This window comes from Nonomuraea sp. NPDC004580 (genome assembly GCF_040609855.1).
Classification (GTDB): Bacteria; Actinomycetota; Actinomycetes; order Streptosporangiales; family Streptosporangiaceae; genus Nonomuraea; species Nonomuraea salmonea.
Window position 1 is genome coordinate 213106 of record NZ_JBEXLH010000002.1, and the last position, 20638, is coordinate 233743.

Annotated in this window: 20 protein-coding genes; 7 read left to right on the forward strand and 13 right to left on the reverse strand. The window is 71.7% G+C overall.

All coding sequences use genetic code 11. From position 1 onward, the window contains the following. Positions 1 to 170 precede the first annotated feature (170 nt). The 3 genes from ABZW11_RS04150 to ABZW11_RS04160 all read left to right on the forward strand — a co-directional run bounded on the left by ABZW11_RS04150 (position 171) and on the right by ABZW11_RS04160 (position 3842). Entirely contained in the window at positions 171 to 1721 is a 1551-nt protein-coding gene (locus ABZW11_RS04150) for an N-acetylmuramoyl-L-alanine amidase (RefSeq protein WP_355412444.1), read from the forward strand. A gap of 121 nt (positions 1722 to 1842) precedes the next feature. Beyond that, entirely contained in the window at positions 1843 to 3135 is a 1293-nt protein-coding gene (locus ABZW11_RS04155) for an AAA family ATPase (RefSeq protein WP_355412446.1), read from the forward strand. Continuing rightward, positions 3132 to 3842 carry an HNH endonuclease gene (locus ABZW11_RS04160; protein WP_355412448.1) on the forward strand — a complete coding sequence of 237 codons (711 nt, stop codon included), beginning with the start codon at positions 3132 to 3134 and terminating at the stop codon, positions 3840 to 3842. The genes ABZW11_RS04155 and ABZW11_RS04160 overlap by 4 nt, the downstream gene beginning before the upstream one ends. A 22-nt stretch (positions 3843 to 3864) precedes the next feature. Here ABZW11_RS04160 and ABZW11_RS04165 read toward each other — a convergent pair whose 3' ends face one another. From ABZW11_RS04165 to ABZW11_RS04185, 5 genes are all read right to left on the reverse strand, one after another. Then, on the reverse strand, positions 3865 to 4626 hold the full coding sequence (locus ABZW11_RS04165) for an SDR family oxidoreductase (protein WP_355412450.1): 762 nt from the start codon (positions 4624 to 4626) through the stop codon (positions 3865 to 3867). Positions 4627 to 4646: 20 nt separating this feature from the next. Beyond that, the gene (locus ABZW11_RS04170) at positions 4647 to 5225 is read right to left on the reverse strand and encodes a helix-turn-helix domain-containing protein (RefSeq protein ID WP_355412452.1); all 579 of its coding nucleotides are present in this window, start codon (positions 5223 to 5225) and stop codon (positions 4647 to 4649) included. 61 nt (positions 5226 to 5286) lie between these two features. Next, entirely contained in the window at positions 5287 to 6507 is a 1221-nt protein-coding gene (locus tag ABZW11_RS04175; RefSeq protein WP_355412454.1) for a hypothetical protein, read from the reverse strand. Then, positions 6504 to 7040 (reverse strand): SigE family RNA polymerase sigma factor, encoded by a 537-nt coding sequence (locus tag ABZW11_RS04180; RefSeq protein ID WP_355412456.1) that lies wholly within the window; start codon positions 7038 to 7040, stop codon positions 6504 to 6506. The genes ABZW11_RS04175 and ABZW11_RS04180 overlap by 4 nt, the downstream gene beginning before the upstream one ends. A 31-nt stretch (positions 7041 to 7071) precedes the next feature. After that, complete coding sequence (locus ABZW11_RS04185; protein ID WP_355412457.1) at positions 7072 to 7464, reverse strand: helix-turn-helix domain-containing protein; 393 nt, start codon at positions 7462 to 7464, stop codon at positions 7072 to 7074. Positions 7465 to 7607: 143 nt separating this feature from the next. Here ABZW11_RS04185 and ABZW11_RS04190 point away from each other — a divergent pair, with 143 nt between their 5' ends. After that, complete coding sequence (locus ABZW11_RS04190) at positions 7608 to 8468, forward strand: MBL fold metallo-hydrolase (RefSeq protein WP_355412459.1); 861 nt, start codon at positions 7608 to 7610, stop codon at positions 8466 to 8468. On the opposite strand, the gene ABZW11_RS04195 is transcribed toward ABZW11_RS04190, so the two are convergent. The 3 genes from ABZW11_RS04195 to ABZW11_RS04205 are packed head-to-tail and all read right to left on the reverse strand — an operon-like array spanning position 8465 to position 10736. Next, the gene (locus ABZW11_RS04195) at positions 8465 to 8779 is read right to left on the reverse strand and encodes a hypothetical protein (protein ID WP_355412461.1); all 315 of its coding nucleotides are present in this window, start codon (positions 8777 to 8779) and stop codon (positions 8465 to 8467) included. The genes ABZW11_RS04190 and ABZW11_RS04195 overlap by 4 nt on opposite strands. Further along, a complete protein-coding gene (locus ABZW11_RS04200; protein WP_355412463.1) occupies positions 8779 to 9924 on the reverse strand; it encodes a glycosyltransferase family 9 protein in 1146 nt (381 codons plus the stop codon). Before ABZW11_RS04200 ends, ABZW11_RS04195 begins: the two co-directional genes overlap by 1 nt. Then, positions 9921 to 10736, reverse strand: coding sequence for a glycosyltransferase (locus ABZW11_RS04205; protein ID WP_355412465.1), 816 nt, complete (start codon positions 10734 to 10736; stop codon positions 9921 to 9923). The genes ABZW11_RS04200 and ABZW11_RS04205 overlap by 4 nt, the downstream gene beginning before the upstream one ends. Before the next feature lie 83 nt (positions 10737 to 10819). On the opposite strand from ABZW11_RS04205, the gene rfaE2 reads away from it, so the two are divergent. Next, positions 10820 to 12244 carry a D-glycero-beta-D-manno-heptose 1-phosphate adenylyltransferase gene (gene rfaE2 / locus ABZW11_RS04210; protein WP_355412467.1) on the forward strand — a complete coding sequence of 475 codons (1425 nt, stop codon included), beginning with the start codon at positions 10820 to 10822 and terminating at the stop codon, positions 12242 to 12244. A 1-nt stretch (position 12245) separates the two neighbouring features. Here the strand turns inward: rfaE2 and ABZW11_RS04215 are convergent, their stop codons facing one another. Further along, positions 12246 to 13067, reverse strand: coding sequence for an alpha/beta hydrolase (locus ABZW11_RS04215; RefSeq protein ID WP_355412469.1), 822 nt, complete (start codon positions 13065 to 13067; stop codon positions 12246 to 12248). A gap of 53 nt (positions 13068 to 13120) precedes the next feature. Further along, positions 13121 to 14647, reverse strand: a complete 1527-nt coding sequence (locus ABZW11_RS04220) for an IucA/IucC family C-terminal-domain containing protein (protein ID WP_355412471.1) — start codon at positions 14645 to 14647, stop codon at positions 13121 to 13123. Between the two features lie 81 nt (positions 14648 to 14728). Here ABZW11_RS04220 and ABZW11_RS04225 point away from each other — a divergent pair, with 81 nt between their 5' ends. Both ABZW11_RS04225 and ABZW11_RS04230 read left to right on the forward strand, forming a co-directional pair. Continuing rightward, positions 14729 to 16228: an IucA/IucC family protein gene (locus ABZW11_RS04225; RefSeq protein WP_355412473.1), complete on the forward strand. Its 1500-nt coding sequence runs from the start codon at positions 14729 to 14731 to the stop codon at positions 16226 to 16228. A gap of 172 nt (positions 16229 to 16400) precedes the next feature. Further along, positions 16401 to 17807 carry an NAD(P)/FAD-dependent oxidoreductase gene (locus ABZW11_RS04230; protein WP_355412475.1) on the forward strand — a complete coding sequence of 469 codons (1407 nt, stop codon included), beginning with the start codon at positions 16401 to 16403 and terminating at the stop codon, positions 17805 to 17807. Positions 17808 to 17812: 5 nt separating this feature from the next. On the opposite strand, the gene ABZW11_RS04235 is transcribed toward ABZW11_RS04230, so the two are convergent. The 3 genes from ABZW11_RS04235 to ABZW11_RS04245 all read right to left on the reverse strand — a co-directional run bounded on the left by ABZW11_RS04235 (position 17813) and on the right by ABZW11_RS04245 (position 20513). Continuing rightward, complete coding sequence (locus ABZW11_RS04235) at positions 17813 to 18229, reverse strand: STAS domain-containing protein (RefSeq protein ID WP_355412476.1); 417 nt, start codon at positions 18227 to 18229, stop codon at positions 17813 to 17815. Positions 18230 to 18321: 92 nt separating this feature from the next. After that, positions 18322 to 19263, reverse strand: coding sequence for a hypothetical protein (locus ABZW11_RS04240; RefSeq protein ID WP_355412478.1), 942 nt, complete (start codon positions 19261 to 19263; stop codon positions 18322 to 18324). A 56-nt stretch (positions 19264 to 19319) separates the two neighbouring features. Further along, positions 19320 to 20513 (reverse strand): hypothetical protein, encoded by a 1194-nt coding sequence (locus tag ABZW11_RS04245; RefSeq protein WP_355412480.1) that lies wholly within the window; start codon positions 20511 to 20513, stop codon positions 19320 to 19322. Positions 20514 to 20638: the final 125 nt, after the last annotated feature.

A 20638-nucleotide genomic window follows, 5' to 3' on the forward strand; every position in this document is an offset into this window, starting at 1 on the left:
TTTCAGCGCAATCGACGGATTGCGCAATGGTTTTCAGAAAGATCGGACGACCCAGGCGTCCGTTGAAGGGCGAGAAGTTTCACTTAACTCGGAAGTAATGTCAATTATCGACATTTGTCAGGAGATTGCCGTAGCGTGCTGCCGTCACGTCTGTGAACGAGGAGCCCCCCATGACTCTCGCCCGCACGCGATTAGCAGCCCTCGCCACCGCGATCCTCACCCTCATCCTCATCGGCGCAGGCCAGCCCGCCTGGTCCCAGGCCGCCGAGCCTCCACTGCCCGCCGCGTTCACCAAGGCGGCCGAGACGCACGACGTACCGCGTGACCTGCTGGTCGCGCTCGCCTACGCCGAGACCCACCTCGACGGGCACGGCGGCGAGCCCAGCGCCAGCAACGGCTACGGCGTCATGCACCTGGTCAGCAACCCGACCAACCACTCGCTCGAACAGGCCGCCAAGCTCACCGGCATCCCCGCCGACCAGCTGAAGAAGGACGACGCCGCCAACATCCTCGGCGGCGCGGCCGTCCTGCGCGCCCACGCCGACGCGCTCGGCCTCGACGACAGCGCACGCAAGGACCCGGGCCGCTGGTACCCGGCCGTCGCCAAGTACGGCAACGCCTCCTCCCCCGAGCTGGCCCGCCTGTACGCCGACGCCGTCTACGAGCAGCTCGGACTCGGCATCGACAGCAAGGGCGTCCGCGTCGCGCCCCAGGAGATCACCGCGGACCGCGGCGAGTACGCCAAGGCCCGCGACCTGAACGCGCGCGCCGGCGACAAGTCAGGCAAGGAGGCCGAGACCCCCGCCGCCATCGCCAGCGCCGACTACCCGCCGGCCGCCTGGGTCGCCGCCAGCTCCAGCAACTACCGCGTCTCCAACCGGGAGACCAGCTACAACATCGACAAGGTCGTCATCCACGTCACCCAGGGCTCCTACGCCGGGACCATCTCCTGGTTCCAGAACCCGGCCGCGCAGGTCTCCGCCCACTACGTGGTCAAGTCCTCCAACGGCGCCATCACCCAGATGGTCCGCGACAAGGACGTCGCCTGGCACGCCGGCAACTCCAGCTACAACAACCGCTCCATCGGCATCGAGCACGAAGGCTTCGTCAACGACGCCTCGTGGTTCACCGACGCCATGTACCGGGCCTCGGCCGCGCTCACGCGCTACCTGTGCGACAAGTACAACATCCCGAAGAACCGGACCGGCATCATCGGCCACAACGAGGTGCCCGGCGCCACCCACACCGACCCCGGCTCCAACTGGAACTGGACCACGTACATGAACTACGTGACCGGTGGCGGCGGCACCCCGACCTGGACGACCACGGTCGACAACAGCACCTCCGGACAGTTCACCGCCAGCGCGAACTGGGGCACCTCCAGCTACTCCAGCCAGCGCCACGGCACCGACTACCGCTTCGCCGACCCGGTCGCCTCCAGTGACCCGGCCTGGTACTCGGCGACCATCCCCAGCGCCGGCACGTACCGGGTCGAGGTCTGGTACCCGGCCGACCCCGGCTACAGCAGCTCGGCGCCGTACATCGTGGCGACGTCGAGCGGCAACCAGACCGTGTACGTCGACCAACGCTCAGGCGGCGGAGCCTGGCGCTCCATCGGCACCTTCTCCCTGAACGCGGGCACGTACAACGTGGTCGGGGTGAGCCGCTGGACCTCAGGCACCGGCCTCGTCATAGCCGACGCCGTCCGCATCAGCCGCTGACCACCTGAACAACCCCGGCCCGCGCCCGCTCACCTCCCGGGCGCGGGCCGCATTCCTCCCAGCGACTGTGCCCGTCTCGCGTAGACTCACCGGCACGAATTCCATGGGAGGAGGCTCAGCAATGTATGTGTCAAAGCTGGCCATCCAGGGTGTTCGCGGATTCACCGGGCCACGAGAGGCGGATCTCGACTTCGTCCGTCCGGACGGCTCCCACAAAGGCTGGACCGTGCTGGCCGGCCGCAACGGCTCGGGAAAGACGACCCTGCTGCAGGCCATCGCGCTCGGAGTAGTCGGCGACTATTTCGTCCGCGACCTCACAGCATGGGGCGGCGAGCAGAATGCCGAAGGTTCGCGGGTGCGCGTGACCGTTGAGCAAGACGCTGAATATGACGGCGGCCTGGACTTCGGCACCCAGCACTTCGAGCTCCGCTGGAACGACGCGGAGGGCTACTACAGCCACACGGGTTGGCCGATCAAACGCAAAGGCGACAGATCCCTGCGCTTCGGCCCCGGCGAAGGCTGGTTCTTCGCCGGTTATGGAGCATTCCGCCGCCTCTCCGCAGTGGCCCTCAACCGCCAGACGAATACGCGCACGGCGATGTACGCCGGTCTACGCACCCTTTTCGACGAGGACGTACCACTCCTAGAAGGCGTGAACTGGCTCATCGAGCAGCACCTTTACGCATTCGAGGAGCGACCGGGCGCCGCCGACCTCCTCGAAGCCGCCCTGGCCGTCCTCGCCGACGGCTTGCTCCCCGACGATCACAGGGTCGTCAGGGTCAACTCGGATGGGCTGTGGCTCAGGAACGACAAGGGCGACGAGCTACCGCTCCAGCAGATGAGCGAGGGCTACCGCGCCATCACCGCCCTGGTCGTCGACATCATGCGCCAACTCCACCTCGCGTACGGCAAACTGACCCTCACCTACGACGGAACCGCACCCACTCTGCGCTACCCCGGCGTCGTCCTTGTGGACGAGATCGAGAACCACCTGCACGTCGGCTGGCAGAAGAAGATCGGCGACTGGCTCAAGACCCACTTCCCGCTGGTCCAGTTCATCGTGACGACCCACAGCCCATACATCTGCCAGAGCGCCGACCCCAACGGGCTGATAGCGCTGCCGGGCCCGAACGAGCAGAGGCCACCTCACGTCGTGGACCGGGAGCTGTACGAACGCGTCGTGTTCGGCAGCGGCGACGACGCCGTCCTGACCGAGCTCTTCGGCATGGACAGCCCCTACTCCCGGCACGCGGAAGACCTCCGGCGCGTGCTCGGTGACCTTGAGGAGAAGGTGCTCGGCGGGTCTGCCTCACCAGCGGAGGTCGACGAATACCGCAGGCTCAGCGAGATGCTGGAAAGCTCGCTGAGCGCGCGCGTCGACGAAGTCTCCGCACGGTTCGGGAGACGCGATTGATCCGGATCACTCGCCTGGACCTCGAGGCCGACCTATCTCGAAGACTGCAGCAGCGCACCGACCAGCTGATGGCGACCGGCGCCGACGCCCGTGCCGCGCGTCGTGCCTGGAGCAGGGCTCGTGTCGAGACGACCCGCATCCGCGAGAAGCTCCAGGAGATGTCGTCCGCGCTCGAAAGGTGCATGTACTGCGGTGACAGCCGCGGGACCGACGTCGATCACTTCGAACCCCTCAACCTGGCGCCGGTACGCACCTTCGACTGGCTGAACCACCTGCTGGCGTGCTCTTCTTGCAACAGCAACGCCAAGAGGGAGCGGTTCCCGTGTGACGAGGCGGGGGAACCGCTGCTCATCGACCCCACCGCAGAGGATCCGTTCGATCATTTACGCCTCGTTCTGAGCACGGGCGCGTATCGCGGGCTTACCCTCAAAGGCCGGACGACGATCGACGTCCTCGATCTCAACCGTGGGGAGCTCCGGCGGGGAAGGGAGCTGGCCTTTCCGCGATGCCAGGCGATGCTTCGCGAATCTCTGCGCCTGCAGGACGGCGGTGACTCGCGCGAGGCCACCAAGATGGCCAACGCTCTCCTCGTCCAGCCGTTCGTCGACGTGCTGCACGCCATGCTGAGGGCCGCACCCCGCCCCGGTGCCGAGGTGGTGCTGGGAGGGTCAGAGGTCCTGAAGGCGCTGCGTACTCTGCGCGTCTGACCGCGACTGCCAGAGGGTCGTTTCAGGCGGTGGCACCGCCGTCTATGACGTGGTCGGTGCCCACGACGAAGCTTGACTCCTCTGACGACAGCCACAATGCGGCGGCGGCGATTTCCTCCGGGGTCGCGACGCGGCCGATCGGCAGCGAGCCTTTCATGCGGGTGTCGCGGTCTTCGCGGGTTTCGCCGGGGCGCATCGACATGGGGGAATCGATGGGGCCGGGGCTCAGGGCGTTGATGCGGATGCCGTCGGCGATGTGGTCGCGGGCGGCGGTTCTCGTGAGGTGGCTTACGGCGGCCTTCGATGCGGCGTAGGCGCTGGCCCCTGCCAGGCGCCAGTGGGCTCCCAGGTTCGACGCGACGTTCACGATCGTGCCGCCGCCGTGGGCCCGCATGTACGAGATTTCGTGCTTCATCGACAGGAACACCCCCTTGAGGTTGACGGCGACCACGTCGTCCCAGGTGTCCTCGTCGTAGTCGGCCAGCGGGGCCACTGTGCCGAAGATGCCGGCTGCGTTGAGCGCGATGTCGAGGCGGCCGTGGCGGGTCACGGCGGCGTCCACCATGGCGGCGACCGACGCCGAGCGCGTCACGTCCACCGCGTACGCGCTCGCCCGCCCGCCGCTGTCCTCGATCAGTTTCACCAGCTCCGCCAGCCGGGCCTCGTCGCGGCCGGCGACCAGGACGGCGGCGCCCTCCCGCGCGTACGCCAGCGCCGCCGCCCGTCCCACGACCCCGCTCGCGCCCGTGACGAGCGCGACCTTGCCTTCGAACCTTCGCTGCATGGATTCCATACCAATCGTTCTCATATTTGGACGGCCATCATGGCCTGGTCGACCGCGTCGCGCAGGCGGCGCGGGTCGGGGTCGGCGCGGGCGAGGACCTGGAGCCCCTGCAGCAGGACGAGGAGGAACGCGGCCAGCGCCTGCGGGTCCTTGCCCGACGGGATCTCGCCCTGGGCGCGGGCCCGCACGAGCGCGCCGGTCAGCGCCGTCTCCAGCTCCGTCCAGCTCGCCGCCACCTTCGCCAGCACGGCCGGGTCGCGGGCGGCGAACTCGACGGCCGAGTTGACCACCATGCAGCCCCGCCGCAGCTCGTCGGCCAGGCAGGTGGCCACGTACGAGTCCAGGAGCGCCCGGACGGCGGGCACCGCCGGCCCCGGCTGGGAGAGCGGGCCGATCACGTCGCGCCCGCGCACGTAGCGGTCGAGCGCCTTGACGTAAAGCTCCCGCTTGCCGCCGAACGTCGCGTAGATGCTCGCCTTCGCGACCCCGAGCCGCTCCACGAGGTCGGCCATCGAGGTCGACTCGTAGCCGCGCTCCCAGAACAGCTCAAGCGCATGCTGCAGCGCCACGTCCGGGTCGAACTCCTTGGTCCTTGCCACGGACGTGACGCTAGCAGTATCGAGACCGATCGGTCAAAAATCGGGTCCGCCGAGCCACCCCTCAGCGCGGTGTGAGGACCGCCCTCCAGGCGCCGTCCGCCTGGCTGTTGGAGTTGGCGGCGAGCTGGGTGGACCTGGAGCCGTCCACGCTGACGAGCACCAGCCCGTTCTTGAACTCGTTCTCGCACGTCCCCGCGCACCCGAGCGCGATGACCTCGTCGTCGCCGGCCCAGGCGTGCAGCTGCAGCACCCGCTGACGGCCGGCCACCTCGCCGGTCTTGACATCGGTGATCTTCGTGGGCAGCCCGTCGTCACCGAGCAGCAGCCGGCCGTCCGGCGAGAGCGCCGAGTGTCGCGAGTGGCCGACGTAGTGCTGCCCGGCCGGCGCCTCCGTTTCCTTGCCGTCGATCGTGTACCAGACGCGATCGGGGCGATTGATCGTGGGGCTCCAGATCAGCGTGCCGTCGAGGCTCCAGCCGAGGTCCTGGCGCCTGTTCCCTTCGAGCCGCCGCTCCCCAGGGGTGCGCAGGAAGGGAAGACCTTCGTCCATGGTGGGCAGCGGCGCCAGCTCGTGGTAGTCGGTGGTGCCCGCCGGGACGTCGATGACGTAGTAGCCGGTGCGCGGGCTGGGGGCCCTGCGTGGGCCGAACTCCTCGCCGCGGGATTCCTGCAGGTCAGGGTATTCGGAGTAGGCGGTGGCGAGGATCCTGGTGCCGTCTGGAGACCAGGCGACCGAGGCCACGTCGCGCTCCAGCTCGTACCAGGCGAGCATCTGCCGGGTGTTCATGTCGAGCACGCCCACCCGTTTGCCCATAACGTCGCCCTCGACGACGGCCGCGACCTGAAGGCCGGGGGCGACGTCCACCCACGCGTACGGGATCCGCTCGTAGCCGCCGGTGCGCGGGTCGTACAGGGACCAGGTGTACCGGACGCGCTTCAGGCCGTTCTCGATGGGCTCGGCGCTGTTCTGGTAGTAGGCCGACACAGCCATGGTCCCCGCGGCGATCAGCTTGGCCGGCGGGACGTTCTCCGTGTCGGTATGCACGTCCGTCGGCGCGGGCGACGGCCTGGCGGGCAGCTGCACCCCGTCGGCGGGCACCACGACCGGGTCGGCGCGCCAGGTCACGAACACCGCGACGGCCGCGATCATGGCGCCCACCAGCAGCGCGGCCCCAATCGGCAGCCAGGGCGCGCGCCTGCGCAGCGCCCGGTCGGCGAGGTCGGCCGGCACCTCGGCCTCGTCCGCCCAATCCTTGAACGTGTCACGCAGCAACCTGGTCATCTGGCCACCTCCTCCATTACCTGTGCCAGCTCGGGGGCGATCTCGCGCAGCCGCGCCAGCGACCGGTGCGCGGTGCTGCGCACGGTGCCGACGGTGCAGCCCAACATCTTCGCCACCTCCTGCTCAGGCAGGTCCTCGAAGTACCGCAGCACGAGCACCGCCCGCTGCCGGGCGGTCAGCCTGGACAGAGCCGAGCGCAGCACGAGGCGCAGCTCGCTCTGGTGGTGGGCGTCGCGCGCGGCACGTTCCGGCGGGCTCGCCTGCACCACCTCGGGCCGGCGTACGCTCGCCCGCCACCAGCTCACCTGCTGCCGGTACATGATCTGCCGGACGTACGCCTCCGGCGCCGACACCCGCCGCCATCTGCCCGCCAGCTTCGCCAGCGCCGTCTGCACCAGGTCCTCGGCCGCGTGCTGGTCACCGCCGGTCAGCAGGTACCCGAGCCGCATGAGGGCAGGCGATCGAGCGGCGACGAACTCGCGGAACAGGTGTTCGTCCGCGGCGTCCACGGTCACCTCCAAGGGGATCGACATTCACCCTTGCAGACGCCGTGGCGCCGCCCCGCTATGCGACCTTGGGACGGTCTTCGTCGTAGCGCTGCTGGGCGGCCTGCAGCGCCGGGGTGTTGTCGCTGAACCAGCTCAGCAGCGCGCACAGCTGCCGCGCCAGGCTCCGCCCGAGTGGCGTCAGGCGATAGCTGACCTGCGGCGGGACGGTCGGCTCCACCAGGCGTTCGACCAGCCCGTAGCGCACCATCGACTTGAGGTGCTGCGACAGCATCTTCTGGCTGATGCCGCCGACGTGCCGGTGAAGGGCGGAGAAGCGCATCGGCCCGGGAACCAGCGCGGCGATGATCAACGCACCCCACCGGCCGGTCACCTCGGCCATGACCGGCCGGGTCGGACAGTCCTTGTCGAAGGAGTCCGCCGGAAGCTCGAACTGCTCACTCACCGCCATGCCACGACCTTACATAAAGGTACGTACTTACGAAAGGTGAGCAACGGCTCTAGGGTCGACGCATCGGAAACCCGACGAATGGATTCAAAGTGGTAGCGAGCCATGTATCCCCGGCCTTCCTCGGCTGGGACCTCGGAGGCATCGTGGTGCGCCGAGTCGACGAGATCGACATGTCACCGGCGACCAGTCAATGGCTGCTGCCCGACGCCACCCCGGAGCACCTGCACCACCCCTGGCTCCACCCCGACTTCACCGACGGCGGAGCCGTCGCGATGCACGTCCACCTCTTCGCCATCGAGGCGAACGGCAAGCGCATCCTGGTCGACACCGGCATCGGCAACGACAAGCCCCGGCAGATCCCCGACGCCGACAACCTGCGGACCCCGCTGCTGCACCGGCTGACCGCCGCGGGCTTCGCCCCGGACACCGTCGACCTGGTGATCACCACGCACATGCACGTCGACCACGTCGGCTGGAACACCCACCTGGCCGACGGCCGCTGGACGCCGACCTTCCCCAACGCCCGCTACCTCACCGACCGCAGGGAATGGGACTATTGGACCGCCGTCGCGGAAACCGACGAGGACGTCGCCCAGGTGCACCGCGACTCGCTGCGTCCCATCCGCGACCACGACCTGTACGACCTGCTCGACATCCCCGCCTCGGGCCTCGACGTGGCCGACGGCGTCCGCCTGGTGCCGACCCGCGGCCACACGCCCGGCCACCTGTCGGTGAAGCTCACCGGCACCGGCCGCAACGCACTGATCAGCGGCGACAGCCTGCATCATCCCGTGCAACTGGCGTACCCCGACATGGGGAGCGTCGGCGACGTCGATCCCGGCGAGGCACGGACCACCCGCCGCCTCCTGCTGACCGAGCTGGCCGGTACCGACGACCTGCTGCTGGGCACCCACTTCACGCATCCCACCGGCGGACGGGTCCGGCAGCGGGACAACGGATTCCAGCTGCTGGACGCGTCCCCCGCCCTGCTCCCGCCCGCCTAGCGATCTTCGCCTTCTGGGCGGGTCGGCGTGGGATTGAGGTAGTCGAGCGACGCGTCGTCCCCCGGCACCTCCAGCAGGCCGAGCGTGTCCTGCTCGCCTCTGCGGGTGATGACCGCGTTGATGGCCTCGGTCAGCTCCTGCCTGTCGTAGGCGCCCTCGGGCAGCTCGTTGAGGTGCCCGAGCAGGTCGGCGGGCAGGCTGACGTGCCGGGACGCCTGCGCGTACACGTCTCTCATCGCCACCCGCTCGCGTCCCTGGAACGCCTCGTCGATCGCCTGGCGCAGCTCGTCGAGCACCGCGTGTTCCGTCATCAGCTCTCCCCCGGAGTTCCGTGGAGCAGGTCGTCCGCCTGCTCCGCCACCATGTCCACCGTGACGTCGCGCACCCAGGACTCCACGTGCGGGCAGCGCTCGGCCGCCGGGTCCACGCCGTCCGCGCCGCAGGCCGGGCAGGCCGTGGTCCACGAGATCAGCGGCCGGTGCGCGGCCCTGCTGAGCGGGCCCGCGTTGATGAGGTTGCCGCACCAGTAGACGGCGACCGTGGGGGTGCCGACGGCCGCGGCCAGGTGGCGCGGGCCGGTGTCGTTCGCGATGAGCAGGTCGCAGCGCTCGTAGAGCGCGGCGAGGCCGCCCAGCCCGAGGGTGCCGACGACGGGGATCGCGGGCCGCCGCATCGCCGCGACGACGCCCGTGACCAGGTCCTCCTCCGCGCGGGTGCCGGTCACGACCACCGGTCTTCCGGTACGGTCGGCGGCCTCGGCGAAGCGCTCGACCGGCCAGCGCCTGCGCGGGTCGGTGGCGCCGGGATGCACGGCGACCAGCCCCCGCGGCGTCCTGCCGAGCACGCGGGCCAGCTCGGCCCGGTCGCCGCCGGTGACCTCGACGCGCGGCTCCAGCCCGCCGCCCACCCCGCCCACAACCCCGCCCACAACCCCGCCGACCAGCGCCGCGACCTGGAGGAAGCGCAGGGTGTCGTGGTGGTAGTGGGTGTACGGCAGCCACCGGTCCAGGCTCTCCGCCCCCGGCGCGCGCAGCCCGGCGGTCACCCGGGCGCCCAGCCGGCGCACGAACGGATTGGAGTAGCGCCCGCCGCCGTGGATCTGCACCGCCAGGTCGAAGCGCCGCTCGCGCAGCTCGTCGTAGAGCACGTCGGGGGCGCTGCGCCCGCCCTCGGACGTGGACACGCCCGTGATCGGCGGCAGCGCCACCACGTCGTCCACGGGCCCTGGACGCCCGGTGAGGAACGCCGCGTGCCACGGCGTGGCGAGCAGGGTCAGATGCGCACCGGGATAGGCACGCTTGAGCGCGTCCAGCGCCGGCACGGCCATGAGGTAGTCGCCGAGCGCGTTCGCCCGGAGCACCGCGATCCGCCGCACATCCGCCACCAGCCCGCCGCCCGCTTCCGAGCCGGCCACGGTCGCCGGCCCGGCGCTCACTGCGGGATCAGGAGCGATCATGACGGCTCCATCACGTAGTCGTAGCACTCGGCGCCGCGATCCACGACGGTGGTCGGGAGCTCCAGGTGGTAGGCGCGGCTGGGCAGCAGCCCGGCGCCGCCGTGCCGTTCCATGACGCGGAGCTGCGCCACGACGTCCTCGCCGGCGTGCGCGACCGGCACCGACCGCCAGAACTCGAACCCGCCGCACCCCTGCAACAGGGCCCGGTCGTAGAGCACGCACCCGCCGATCCAGGCCACCTTGTACGCCCGCCACGCCGCCCTGATCCCCACCTTCTCGGCCAGGTGCAGCGGGTTGGCCGCGTTGTGCAGGGTGTGCCGCCGCCAGGCGGGGCCGTCCCTGCGCACCCGCTCGGGCCACACCTGCCGGGCCCACTCCTCGTACGGCGCCAGCTCGTGGGGCCGCCGATCGTGCCGGTAGGACAGCCCGTGCAGCCCGTACCCGACGAACCCGCACCCCAGCTCACCAAGAGCGGACACCAGCACGGAGACCGCACATGGCTCAAGCCACACGTCGTCGTCCAGGTAGAGGCACCACCGCCGCTCCGACTGCTCCAGCAGGAACTGCCGCTGCTCGGCGAGCCCCCGCGCGGGCACGTGGCGCAGCAGGGAGACGGGATGGCCGCGGTGCTCCAGGATCCGTACGGCGCTCGCCACCAGCGGGTCGCCGGTCACCGGCACGGACGACTGGTCGGAGATCACGACCCGGAACCCGCGCGCGTCCTGCGCCGCGAGCCCGGCCAGCGTCACCGCCAGCGAAGCCGGGCGGTCCTTGGTCGGTACGAGCACATCGAGGTCTCCAGGGCCGTGCATAGCCGCCTGGCTACCCGTCCCCTATCGCGCCTAACTTCCGGTATGACGGGTTTGAGCAGGGCTTTTACTGGTACCTCCCCCTCATGGGCACAGACAAGATCCCCAGCGCCGTGGTCGTCGGCGACGTCATGCTCGACTCGTGGCTCCATGGCTCTGCCAAGCGTCTCGCCCAGGAGGCGCCGGTGCCCGTGATGAGCCTGGAGACCACCGAGGACGCCCCCGGCGGCGCCGCCAACACCGCCGCCAACCTGGTGGCGCTCGGCGCCCGCGTCCGGCTCGTCGGCGTGGTGGGCGACGACGAGTGCGGCGCGACGCTCGTCGAGTCGCTGTGCCTGCTCGGCGTCGGCGTCGATCTCGTGACCGTGCCCGGCCGGCGTACGGCGCACAAGCGGCGGCTGATCACCAGCGGCCAGCTCACCGCCCGCTACGACGAGGAGGACCACGGCGAACTCCCCGAGGACGCCGAGCGCGAACTGCTCAGCCGGCTGACCGGCGCCCTGGCGGGGGCCGACGTGGTCGTGGCCTGCGACTACGGGGGCGGGGTCTGCACGCCGGCCGTCCGCAAGGCCCTGGCGGGACTGCCGCTGCTGGTCGTGGACGCGCACGCGGTCGCCCCCTGGCGCGAGTGCGGCCCGTACGCGGTGCTGCCGAACTTCGCCGAGGTCGTCCGCCTGCTCGACGACGAGGACGAGACCGGCGACCGGCCCGCGTACCTGATGGCCAGGTCCGAGCAGCTCCTGGAGCTGACCGGCGCGCGCATGATCGTCACCACCCTCGATGGCGAGGGCACGCTGCTGCACCGCCCGGGGCAGCCGCCGTACCGGACCTACGCCCAGCCCGCGCCGCAGCACATGGCGACGGGTGCGGGCGACACGTACACCGCCGCGTTCGCGCTCTGGCTGGCCGGCGGCGCGGCCCCCGAGGAGGCGGCGCGGGCCGGGCAGGCGGCGGCCGGGGTGGTCGTCCGCCGCCACGGCACCGCCGTCTGCACCCGGTACGAGCTCCAGCGCGCCCTGCGCCGCCAGGAGGGCCAGGAGGGCACCGTGCGGGCCGCCGAGCAGCTGGCCAGGCTCCTGGACGAGCACCGGCGCAGGGGCGAGCGGGTGGTGTTCACGAACGGCTGCTTCGACGTGCTGCACCGGGGGCACGTGACGTACCTGGAGCAGGCGAGCCGGCTCGGCGACGTGCTGGTGGTGGCGGTGAACAGCGACGCCGGCGTGGCCAGGCTCAAGGGCCCCGGCCGCCCGGTCAACCCGTGCGAGGACCGCATGTCGGTGCTGGCCGCGCTCACCTTCGTGGACTACGTGACCGAGTTCGACGAGGACACCCCGGAGCGGCTGCTGCGGATGATCCGCCCCGAGCTGTACGTGAAGGGCGGCGACTACACCGCCGAGATGCTGCCCGAGGCGCCGCTGGTGCGGGCGCTGGGCGGCGAGGTGCGGGTGCTCGACTACCTGCCCGACCGCTCCACCACCGCCATCATCGGCCGCCTGCGCCTGCTGCCCTGACTCACCCCAGTGCCTTGGACAGCCACGGACGCAGGACCGGCAGCACGTTGACGGGCTGCATCGCGCTCATGTGGTCGAGCCCGTCGAGCACCTCGACGTCCCAGCCCCGCTCCACCAGCGCGGCGCGGTGCCGGACGAGCGGGCCGCGCAGGTCCACGGTCACGCCGCCCCACTTCTCCTCGTAACGGATCTCGTCCTCCGAGCCCGCGAAGCACAGGCGCGGACAGGTGAGCCCGGCCTCCTTGTCGTCGAAGCCCTGCAGCCCCTCGTAGAGGGTGACGAACTGCCTGGCCTGCTCCTCGCTCGGCAGCCCGTCCGTCGACGACCAGGGGTCGTCGCTCTGCTCGGGCGCGGGCGGGTCGACGGCCATCTCGTACGTCGCCATCGTCACCTTGAGCATCTCCGCGTACGGCCCCGCGTACGGCGGGAACCCGCCCATGACCAGCGCGGAGAGGCGGTCGGTGCGGAGGGCGAGCTGGAGCCCGCTGAGCGCCAGCCACGAGTACCCGTAGTAGGCGAACCGCTCGGCCCCTGCGGCGTCGGCCACGGCCAGGAGGTCGCGGGCGACGTTATCGGGGGTGAGGGTGCCGGGTTTGGGGTGGTCCATCACGTGCCCCTGGTAGTCGAAGACCACCACCTGGAAGGCGTCCGACAGCCCGTCGACGAAGGTGCGGCCGAGCGCCGGGTCCATGCCCCACTTGCGCATCTCCTCGGCCCGCTCGCCCTCCACAGGGTGTGGATCGACCGGCAGCAGCACGGCGGGTCCCGGCCCGTGCACCTCCACCTCGATCGTCTCGCCGTCGTGCATCGTCGCCTCGGCCATGGCGCCCTCCCCTGATTCGTTACGCCGTAAAGAATTAATGCGGCGACAATAGCTTATGCCGTAAAGAGTCTCAACGGATTGGGGACCGGCACCCAGCGCATGGCCGCGCCGTCGGCGTCCAGCCAGCGCAGCAGCAGGTTGGCCTTGGCCGGCACGGACGCGGCGGCCAGCAGCTCGCGCAGCTCCGGCGGATCGCCGTACTCCTTGCCCGCCGCCGCGAAGACCGCCCTGGCCCGCGCCCACAGCTCCGCCCGCAGCCCCGGATGCCGCTCGATCAGCGCGCCCGCGATCTCGCACAGGTTGTTGACGACCAGGCAGTAGACCAGGCGCTCCCACGCCCGTACGGCGCCCAGCAGCGGCCCCTCGCCGTGCCGCTCGGCGACCAGCTTGACGCCCTCGTAGTCGCGGAACAGCGCCTGCGCGGGCAGCCCGGCCGCGTCCACCGCGACCAGCACGTTCTGCAGGTGGCATTCGAGCACCACCCCATGCCTGAGGTACGCGTGCAGCACCGGCGGCACCACGTGATCCAGGTAGCGCTGCCACCACAGCAGTGCCGCGTCCTCGTCCAGGGCGTCCAGCGGGTTGCCGGGGAAGCCCTCCGCGATCCCGGCCGCCAGCAGCGGCGTCAGCCCCGGGCGTACGTGCTCGCCCAGCCCGTCCCTGACGATCACCGCCAGCGCCTCGCCGCCGTCGCCGTCCAGCTCGGCGCTGCGGTAACCCCGATCCCGGAGCAGCGACGGGCCGGGCAGGTCATCGAAGACCGTCTCCAGCAGGGCCGCCACGACGGGGAGGTGCCGCAGGTCGTGCAGCCACAGGCGGCGTAGGTCGTTGGTGATCCGGACGTCCAGGCTGAACTTGAGGAACAGGTCCGCGTCCGGCAGGTACACGGTACGGATGGAGGCCGTCGCCACCGCCATGCCCTGCGTTCGTCCCAGCCTGTGCAGGTCCGGCAGCCCGCCGAGCAGCTCGACCTGCCAGGGATGAGCGGGCAGCGGCCCGCCGAGCCGGTCGAGCGCGCTCACGTCCCCGTTCTCGATCAGCTTCCCGTCCGGCACGCCCAGCAACGTCAGCGGAAAGCCGGCCCGCACCTCCGGCGAGTACGGCAGCCACGCCTCCGGCCCCATCCCGCCCCTGGCCTTGGGGGCGGGATGGTAGGGGTGCCCCGCCATCAGCGCCTGCTCGGAGCGCAGGTAGAGGTCGGCGGGCAAGGGCACGTCCCGCCTGGCCGCGAGCAGGGCGGCGGCGACGTCGCGGCTGTGCAGGATCTCGGCCGGCACCACGTCGTTGCCCACCCCGGTGCCCGCCCGCAGCTCGGCGGCGGTCAGCTCGACCAGCTCGCCCAGCGTCAGGGGCCGCCACCCGCCGGCGACCCGCAACAGCGGCGCACCCGGCCGCCGGCCACCCGCCACGCGCAACAGGCGCCCGGTCGCGGGCAACCGATAGACCTGCGCGGACCGTGGGGGCTGAGCCACCTCTCTGATCAGGCAGTTGAGCAGGGCCGTCGTTGCGAGTGCGGCGGCTTCGCCGGCCGGGTCCGGTGGAGGGCCGGTGGGTGCAAGTACGTCGTCGGTGGCTGCCATGGCGACCGTACTCCTACCCTTTTGTCCCCATTGGTGCCCACAGGGTAGCCAGCGGGAATGAGGACGCGGAAGGTGGAGATCATGAGGCCGGTGGAGGTCGCGTTCGCCGGGGAGCTGGCCCGCGTACGGCCCGAGCTGTCCGGCCGCTACGCCGCCGGGCTGCCGGGCGCGCGGGCCGCCGTCATGGGGCGGCTGTGGCGGGGGCTGCTGTACGAGCCGCTGCCCGGCCTGAGAGCGGCCGGACCGGGGTGCGTGGTGCTCGCCGACGGACGCCGGCTCACCGGGCCGGAGCGGCGGCCGTACGACGTCCGGGACGAGCCCGAGCTGCTGCTGGACGGGAGGCCCCGCACCCACCCGGCCGCGCTGCTCGAAGCGCTCGCCCTGCCCGGCACCGCCGCCCTGGTCGAGGACCTGGACAACAGCGTCGCCTCCCTCGCGCTCTCCCGCGCCGGCGCGTCGGAGCAGGCCCCGAAGACGGCCGAGGAGCACGAGCAGAGCGTCATCGACGGGCATCCCTACCATCCGGGGTGCCGCAACAGGCCAGGGGTGTCGGTGGCCGAGCAGCTGGCGTACATGCCGGAGCACCGCCCCACCGTCCACCTCGACCTGCTGGCCCTGCCCGCCCGCGACTGCCTCGTCACCGGACCATGGCCCTTCGTGGACGGCGACCGGCTGCTGCTGCCCGTGCACCCGTGGCAGACCCGCCACGTGCTCGCCGGGCTGGGGTTCCGTCCCCAGTCGACGGGAGCGCTGCCCGCGCGGCCCCTCATGTCCGTACGGACGCTGGCCCCGCTCGACGGCGGTCCCCACCTCAAGACGGCCTTCACCACCCGCATGACCTCGGGGATCAGGGACATCTCCCCCGGCTCCGTACGCGACTGCGTGCCCCTGTCCGACCTGCTCACCACGGTGGCCGAGCGGGGCGGAGGGCTGCGCATCGCCCGCTACCTGGCCGGAGCCGCCGGATCGGTGGACGGGCGGCCCAGCGCGGACGTGTCGGTCATGCTCCGCGACCCCACCCCGGACCCGGACCCTGTCCTGCCCCTCGCCGCCCTCCCCGCCCAGGCGACGGCCACCTGGCTGGGGGCGCTCGCGCGGCTGCTCTGGCAGGGCGCGCTGGGGATGCTGGCCCACGGGATCGCGCTGGAGGCGCACGGCCAGAACCTGCTGGTGGTCCTGGACGGCGACGGACGGCCGTACCGGCTGATCTACCGCGACCTGGCCGATGTCAGAATCAGCCCGGAAAGGCTCACCCGCCACGGCATCGAGACCCCGCCGGTCAGCGCGCGGCTGCTCAGCGACGATCCGGCCGTCCTGCACGCCAAGCTGCTCGGCTCGCTGGCCGCGACCACGTTCGGCAGCCTGATCTCCGCCGCCGGCCGGGGCGACAGGGCCGTGGAGGGCGAGCTGTGGCACGTCGTCGCCACCGCCGCCCGCGACGCCGCCGACGTGCTGCCGGCCGCCGACCGGGCCGCCCTGTTCGCGGAACGGCTCCCGGCCAAAGCCCACCTGCTCACGCGGGTGAGAGGCATCGGAGACCACTGGACGAGCCTGCCGAACCCCCTTCTGGACGTGCTTTGAGTCCGTAGTGCCTATCCGATCGCGCGCGGCAGGAGGAGGATGAGGGAGCGCTGACGCGCCCCGGACATGAGAGGGGGCTCGCAACGATGCAGGCCACCCCCGCCACGCCCGCTGACAGCCGCGACGTGAAAACATCTCCTCATGGGCCGAGCGAGTGCTTGGGGAGGCAGCGGTGGCTGACGAGTTCGATGTGATCGTGATCGGCGCCGGACCCGCCGGCGAGAACGTGGCGGACCGCGCGGTGCGCGGCGGGCTGACCGCAGCGATCGTCGAGGAACGGCTGGCCGGCGGCGAATGCTCCTATTGGGCGTGCGTCCCCAGCAAGGCCCTGCTGCGGCCGGTCGACCTGGCCGCCGAGGTCGCCAGGGTGCCGGGGCTCACGCTGGGCGAGATCGACGTCGCCAGGGTGCTGGCCAGGCGCGACGAGGCGGTCTCCGGCTACGACGACGGCGGGCAGGTGCGCTGGATCGAGAGCGTGCCGATCGAGTTCTTCCGCGGGCGCGGCCGGCTCGACGGCCCCAAGCGGGTCCGGGTCACCACCGAGGACGGCGACGAGCGCGTGCTGACCGCCCGTCAGGCCGTCGTGCTCGCCACCGGCAGCACCGCCGCCGTGCCGCCCGTGCCCGGCCTGGCCGAGGCGAACCCGTGGACGAGCCACGAGGTGACGGCGGCGTCCTCGGTCCCCGAGCGGCTGGTCGTGCTGGGCGGCGGCGTGGTCGCCTGCGAGATGGCGCAGGCCATGCACGGGCTGGGCGCCCGTCAGACGACCGTCGTGGTACGCGGGGGCCGCCTGCTCGGCCGCATGGAGCCGTTCGCCGGCGAGCTGGTCGCGGAGTCGTTCGCCGAGGCCGGCATCGACGTGCGCTTCCACGCGCAGATGGAGCGGGTCGAGCGGCCCGAGCCGGGCGGCAAGGTCACGGTGCACCTCGGCGACGACCCGCCGCTGGAGGCCGACGAGGTGCTGGTGGCCACCGGCCGCGACGTCGCCACCCGGGGGCTCGGGCTCGACACGATCGGCCTGCCCGACGACGCCCCCGTCGAGGTCGACGACAGCATGCGGGCCACCGCCGTGGCCGACGGCTGGCTCTACGCCGTGGGCGACGTCAACGGGCGGGCGCTGCTCACGCACATGGGCAAGTACCAGGCGCGGATCTGCGGTGACGTGATCGCCGCCAGGGCGCGCGGCGACGAGCTGCCCGCCATGCGCGACCTGGCCGGCCCCTACGGCTCGCCCCAGGTCGTCTTCACCGACCCGCAGGTCTGCGCGGTCGGGCGCACGGAGGAGCAGGCCCGCAACGAGGGCTTCCGGGTGCGGGCGGTCGAGTACGACATGGGCGCCGTCACGGGGGCCTACCTGCTGGGCGACGGCTACCGCGGCAGGGCCAAGGCCGTCGTGGACGAGGACAGGAAGGTCCTGCTGGGCGTCACCTTCGCCGGGCCGGGCGCGGCGGAGCTGCTCCACGCGGCCACCATCGCGGTGACGGCCGAGGTGCCGCTCGACCGCCTCTGGCACGCGGTCCCGTCCTTCCCGACGGTGAGCGAGATCTGGCTCCGCCTGCTGGAGACGTACGGGCTCTGAGGCGGTCAGCCCGTGGCGCGGCGGGCGGCGCCGGGGTGGTGGTGCTCGGGCTCCGAGGGGTGCAGGGTCAGCTCGGTGACCGTCTCGGCGACGCTGTCGCGCAGCTCCACGTGTGACAGCAGGTCGGTCTGCCGTAGCACGGTCAGCAGGTGCGCCGACGGCCGGACCAGGATGATTCGGCCGCTGCCGCCCTCCTCCTCCATCCGCTGCAGCGCCATGCCGAGCACCCCGATGATCGAGGCGTCGTAGAAGTCCAGGTCGGCCAGGTCGAACACGAGGACAGGGCCGACCGACCAGTTCCAGACCAGGTCGATGCAGGAGCTGAAGCGCACGCGGCCGGCGTGGTCGAGCACTCCGCCGGCACGGACGACCGTGCAGTGAAGGTGCCGGGTCGTCTCGATCCGCAATCCGCTCGTTCCCACAGAAGAACACTGCCCGCTGAGCGGCGTTCTCACAGGTGATCGCGATATAAGCCGCTAAAACTGGGCTGATCCGGCATGCGACCTGGGGTGGGTCAGACCGACTGCGTACCGGACTCCAGCGTCGGCATGCAGTCGGGGCACGGCCCCAGCATGACGAGCAGCGGCGAGGTGGACGGGCTCGGCACCACCAGCTCGGTCACGTTCCCCTGCACGCTCTGCCTGGGCTCGCCCAGGGAGCCGTCCCTGACGCTGAGCACCCGCTCGACCGGCGGCGCGGCCGAGTGCAGCAGCTTCCTGGTGGCGTGCCGCAGCCAGCGCAGCTCGCTGTTGACCCGCCTCCACGTCGCGGGGATCATGCTCACGGCCTCGGCCCGCGTGCCGAGCCGCAGCGTGATGTCCCCGCTGGAGCCGAACCGGTCCTTGAGCACGGGATTGACCACGAACATGCCCGAGCGCAGCACCCGCGCGCCCTGCCGGTTGACGTTCGCCAGCCCGCCCGCGCTGATCAGCGAGTAGAGCTCGCAGCGCGACCCGTCGAGCGTGTCGGGGTCGTAGTCCACGGGCGGCGGCTCCTCGAAGACGACCTTGTCCAGCCGCACCCCGGCCACCCCGTCGGACGCGATCCGCCCGGAGACGGCCTCGCGGACCTCCTCGCTGATGCCGTCGCCCTCGGTGATGTCGAGGACCTCGACGCAGATGAGCCCGTCGTCGGGGATCTCCTCCGGCGTCAGGTCGAAAGCCACCCTGGCGTGCGCCCTGCGGCCGCGCAACAGCACGCACTGCCGCAGCCGGCCCTGGGACCTGACCTGGAGGAAACGCGGCACGGGCCCCAGCGGCTCGACCCGCCCCTCGTGCCAGCCGCTCACCGACCGCTCGTCGGCCGACAGCGACACCTGCACCCGCAGCGGCCGCCCCTGCGCCGCGACCTTGAACCCGGCCAGCCCCGAGGTCTCGAACCTGCCCACGATCTGGCTGCCCCTGCGCAGCCTGTCGGTGACCTGCAGCGGGGCCACCTTGCCGCTGCTCAGATGCACGGGTGGAATGGCGGGAAGGATCACCGGGTCCACATCGGTGACTGATCCTGAGCTGCTCATCGGGTGTTCCTCCAGGGGGTGCACGTGGTGTCCTGATCGTGGAAGTCGAAGCGGGTGAGGACGGGGTCGCGCCGTTCCCACAGCCGGGCGACGGCGCTGAACAGCGGGTCGCCGTCCGGCTCGACGTGCCGCAGGTTGACGGCGAGCACCCGCGCGTAGTCGTCGCCCTGCTCCCAGTGGGGCAGGAGCTGGCTCGGCACGTCGGCGCCGCAGCGGCGCAGCCAGAGCCAGAGGCGGGCGCGCTCGCGCTGCTCCGGCGCGAGGATGCTCTCGCCCTTGGCGTGCCTGGCGATGGCCTCGCCGAGCAGCGCGCGCAGCTCCGACGGCGTGGCCGGCGCGTGCACGGCGCCGCACGCGCGTCCCGCCGACCAGCCGGCCTGGATGACGGGGATGCCGAACGCGGGCAGGTCGTTGTCTCCGAACGTGACGGCGGCGTCGGTCATGCTCCACAGCAGGTTCGCCGAGAGCTTGCCGTCCACCCGCCGGGTGCGGGCGTGCCAGGTGACGGGGTCGTGGAAGAGCCAGTTCGCGGACTCGTCGGAGGCGGCGTACTGGGTGATCGCGGCGAACATGCGGTCGTCGCGGCCGGGCGCGTGGGCGTGCACGGCGATCGTGGGGCGGTCGGGGTCAAGGCCGAGCCTGGCGCAGCCGTAGTGGCGGAGCTGGCGGCGCTCCGTCTCCGTACGGACCTGGTAGCCGCGCCGCGCCCGCCTGGTCACCCGCTCGGCGCCCGGCCTGATCGCCTCGCGGCGGGGCCAGACGTGCCGCTCGAAGAACGCGCCCACCCTGGCGGGCAGCTCCTCGTCGATCGAGCATGCCCCCTGGTCGGGGAAGAGCGCGTACGCCTGGAGGGAGCCCGTGCCGTGCACGTGCAGGACGGGGACCTCCCTCGGCACCGACCGGTCGGCCACCGTGGTGACCACGGCCGCGGGCGGCTGGTCGGGCGGCGTGTCGGCGGCGCCGAAGGCCACGGCCAGCCGGGCCCACGACGGCCGGGTGCGCGCGACGAGCCGTGTCCCCAGCAGGCCGCAGAGCGCCCGGCCCACCAGCAGCGTCCTGGCCACGGCCCGCAGGTCCTCGTCGTACGCCTCCACCGCGACGTACCCGTCTCCGCCGGGGTGCTCCCCCCAGCAGGTCCTGGCGGCGGCGAGCAGCCGATCGACGTGCTCGCCTTCCCCGACGTGACGCATGAAGCCCCTCCACCAAGGCGCGGGAAGAAATGGCCTGGTAGACGTTGCCAGATCGGCGTACGGGGACACGGCGGCCGACACGCTTCTTTGCCCGCGGCTGGACGGAATCACAGCCGCCACAGAAG

Excerpts from the sequence above, each read along its gene's own strand:
- ABZW11_RS04150 (WP_355412444.1), top strand. The coding sequence starts at position 171 with ATGACTCTCGCCCGCACGCGATTAGCAGCCCTCGCCACCGCGATCCTC.
- ABZW11_RS04155 (WP_355412446.1), top strand. The coding sequence starts at position 1,843 with ATGTATGTGTCAAAGCTGGCCATCCAGGGTGTTCGCGGATTCACCGGG.
- ABZW11_RS04165 (WP_355412450.1), bottom strand. The coding sequence starts at position 4,626 with ATGCAGCGAAGGTTCGAAGGCAAGGTCGCGCTCGTCACGGGCGCGAGC.
- ABZW11_RS04175 (WP_355412454.1), bottom strand. The coding sequence starts at position 6,507 with ATGACCAGGTTGCTGCGTGACACGTTCAAGGATTGGGCGGACGAGGCC.
- ABZW11_RS04180 (WP_355412456.1), bottom strand. The coding sequence starts at position 7,040 with ATGTCGATCCCCTTGGAGGTGACCGTGGACGCCGCGGACGAACACCTG.
- ABZW11_RS04185 (WP_355412457.1), bottom strand. The coding sequence starts at position 7,464 with ATGGCGGTGAGTGAGCAGTTCGAGCTTCCGGCGGACTCCTTCGACAAG.
- ABZW11_RS04195 (WP_355412461.1), bottom strand. The coding sequence starts at position 8,779 with ATGACGGAACACGCGGTGCTCGACGAGCTGCGCCAGGCGATCGACGAG.
- ABZW11_RS04200 (WP_355412463.1), bottom strand. The coding sequence starts at position 9,924 with ATGATCGCTCCTGATCCCGCAGTGAGCGCCGGGCCGGCGACCGTGGCC.
- ABZW11_RS04205 (WP_355412465.1), bottom strand. The coding sequence starts at position 10,736 with ATGCACGGCCCTGGAGACCTCGATGTGCTCGTACCGACCAAGGACCGC.
- rfaE2 (WP_355412467.1), top strand. The coding sequence starts at position 10,820 with ATGGGCACAGACAAGATCCCCAGCGCCGTGGTCGTCGGCGACGTCATG.
- ABZW11_RS04215 (WP_355412469.1), bottom strand. The coding sequence starts at position 13,067 with ATGGCCGAGGCGACGATGCACGACGGCGAGACGATCGAGGTGGAGGTG.
- ABZW11_RS04220 (WP_355412471.1), bottom strand. The coding sequence starts at position 14,647 with ATGGCAGCCACCGACGACGTACTTGCACCCACCGGCCCTCCACCGGAC.
- ABZW11_RS04225 (WP_355412473.1), top strand. The coding sequence starts at position 14,729 with ATGAGGCCGGTGGAGGTCGCGTTCGCCGGGGAGCTGGCCCGCGTACGG.
- ABZW11_RS04245 (WP_355412480.1), bottom strand. The coding sequence starts at position 20,513 with ATGCGTCACGTCGGGGAAGGCGAGCACGTCGATCGGCTGCTCGCCGCC.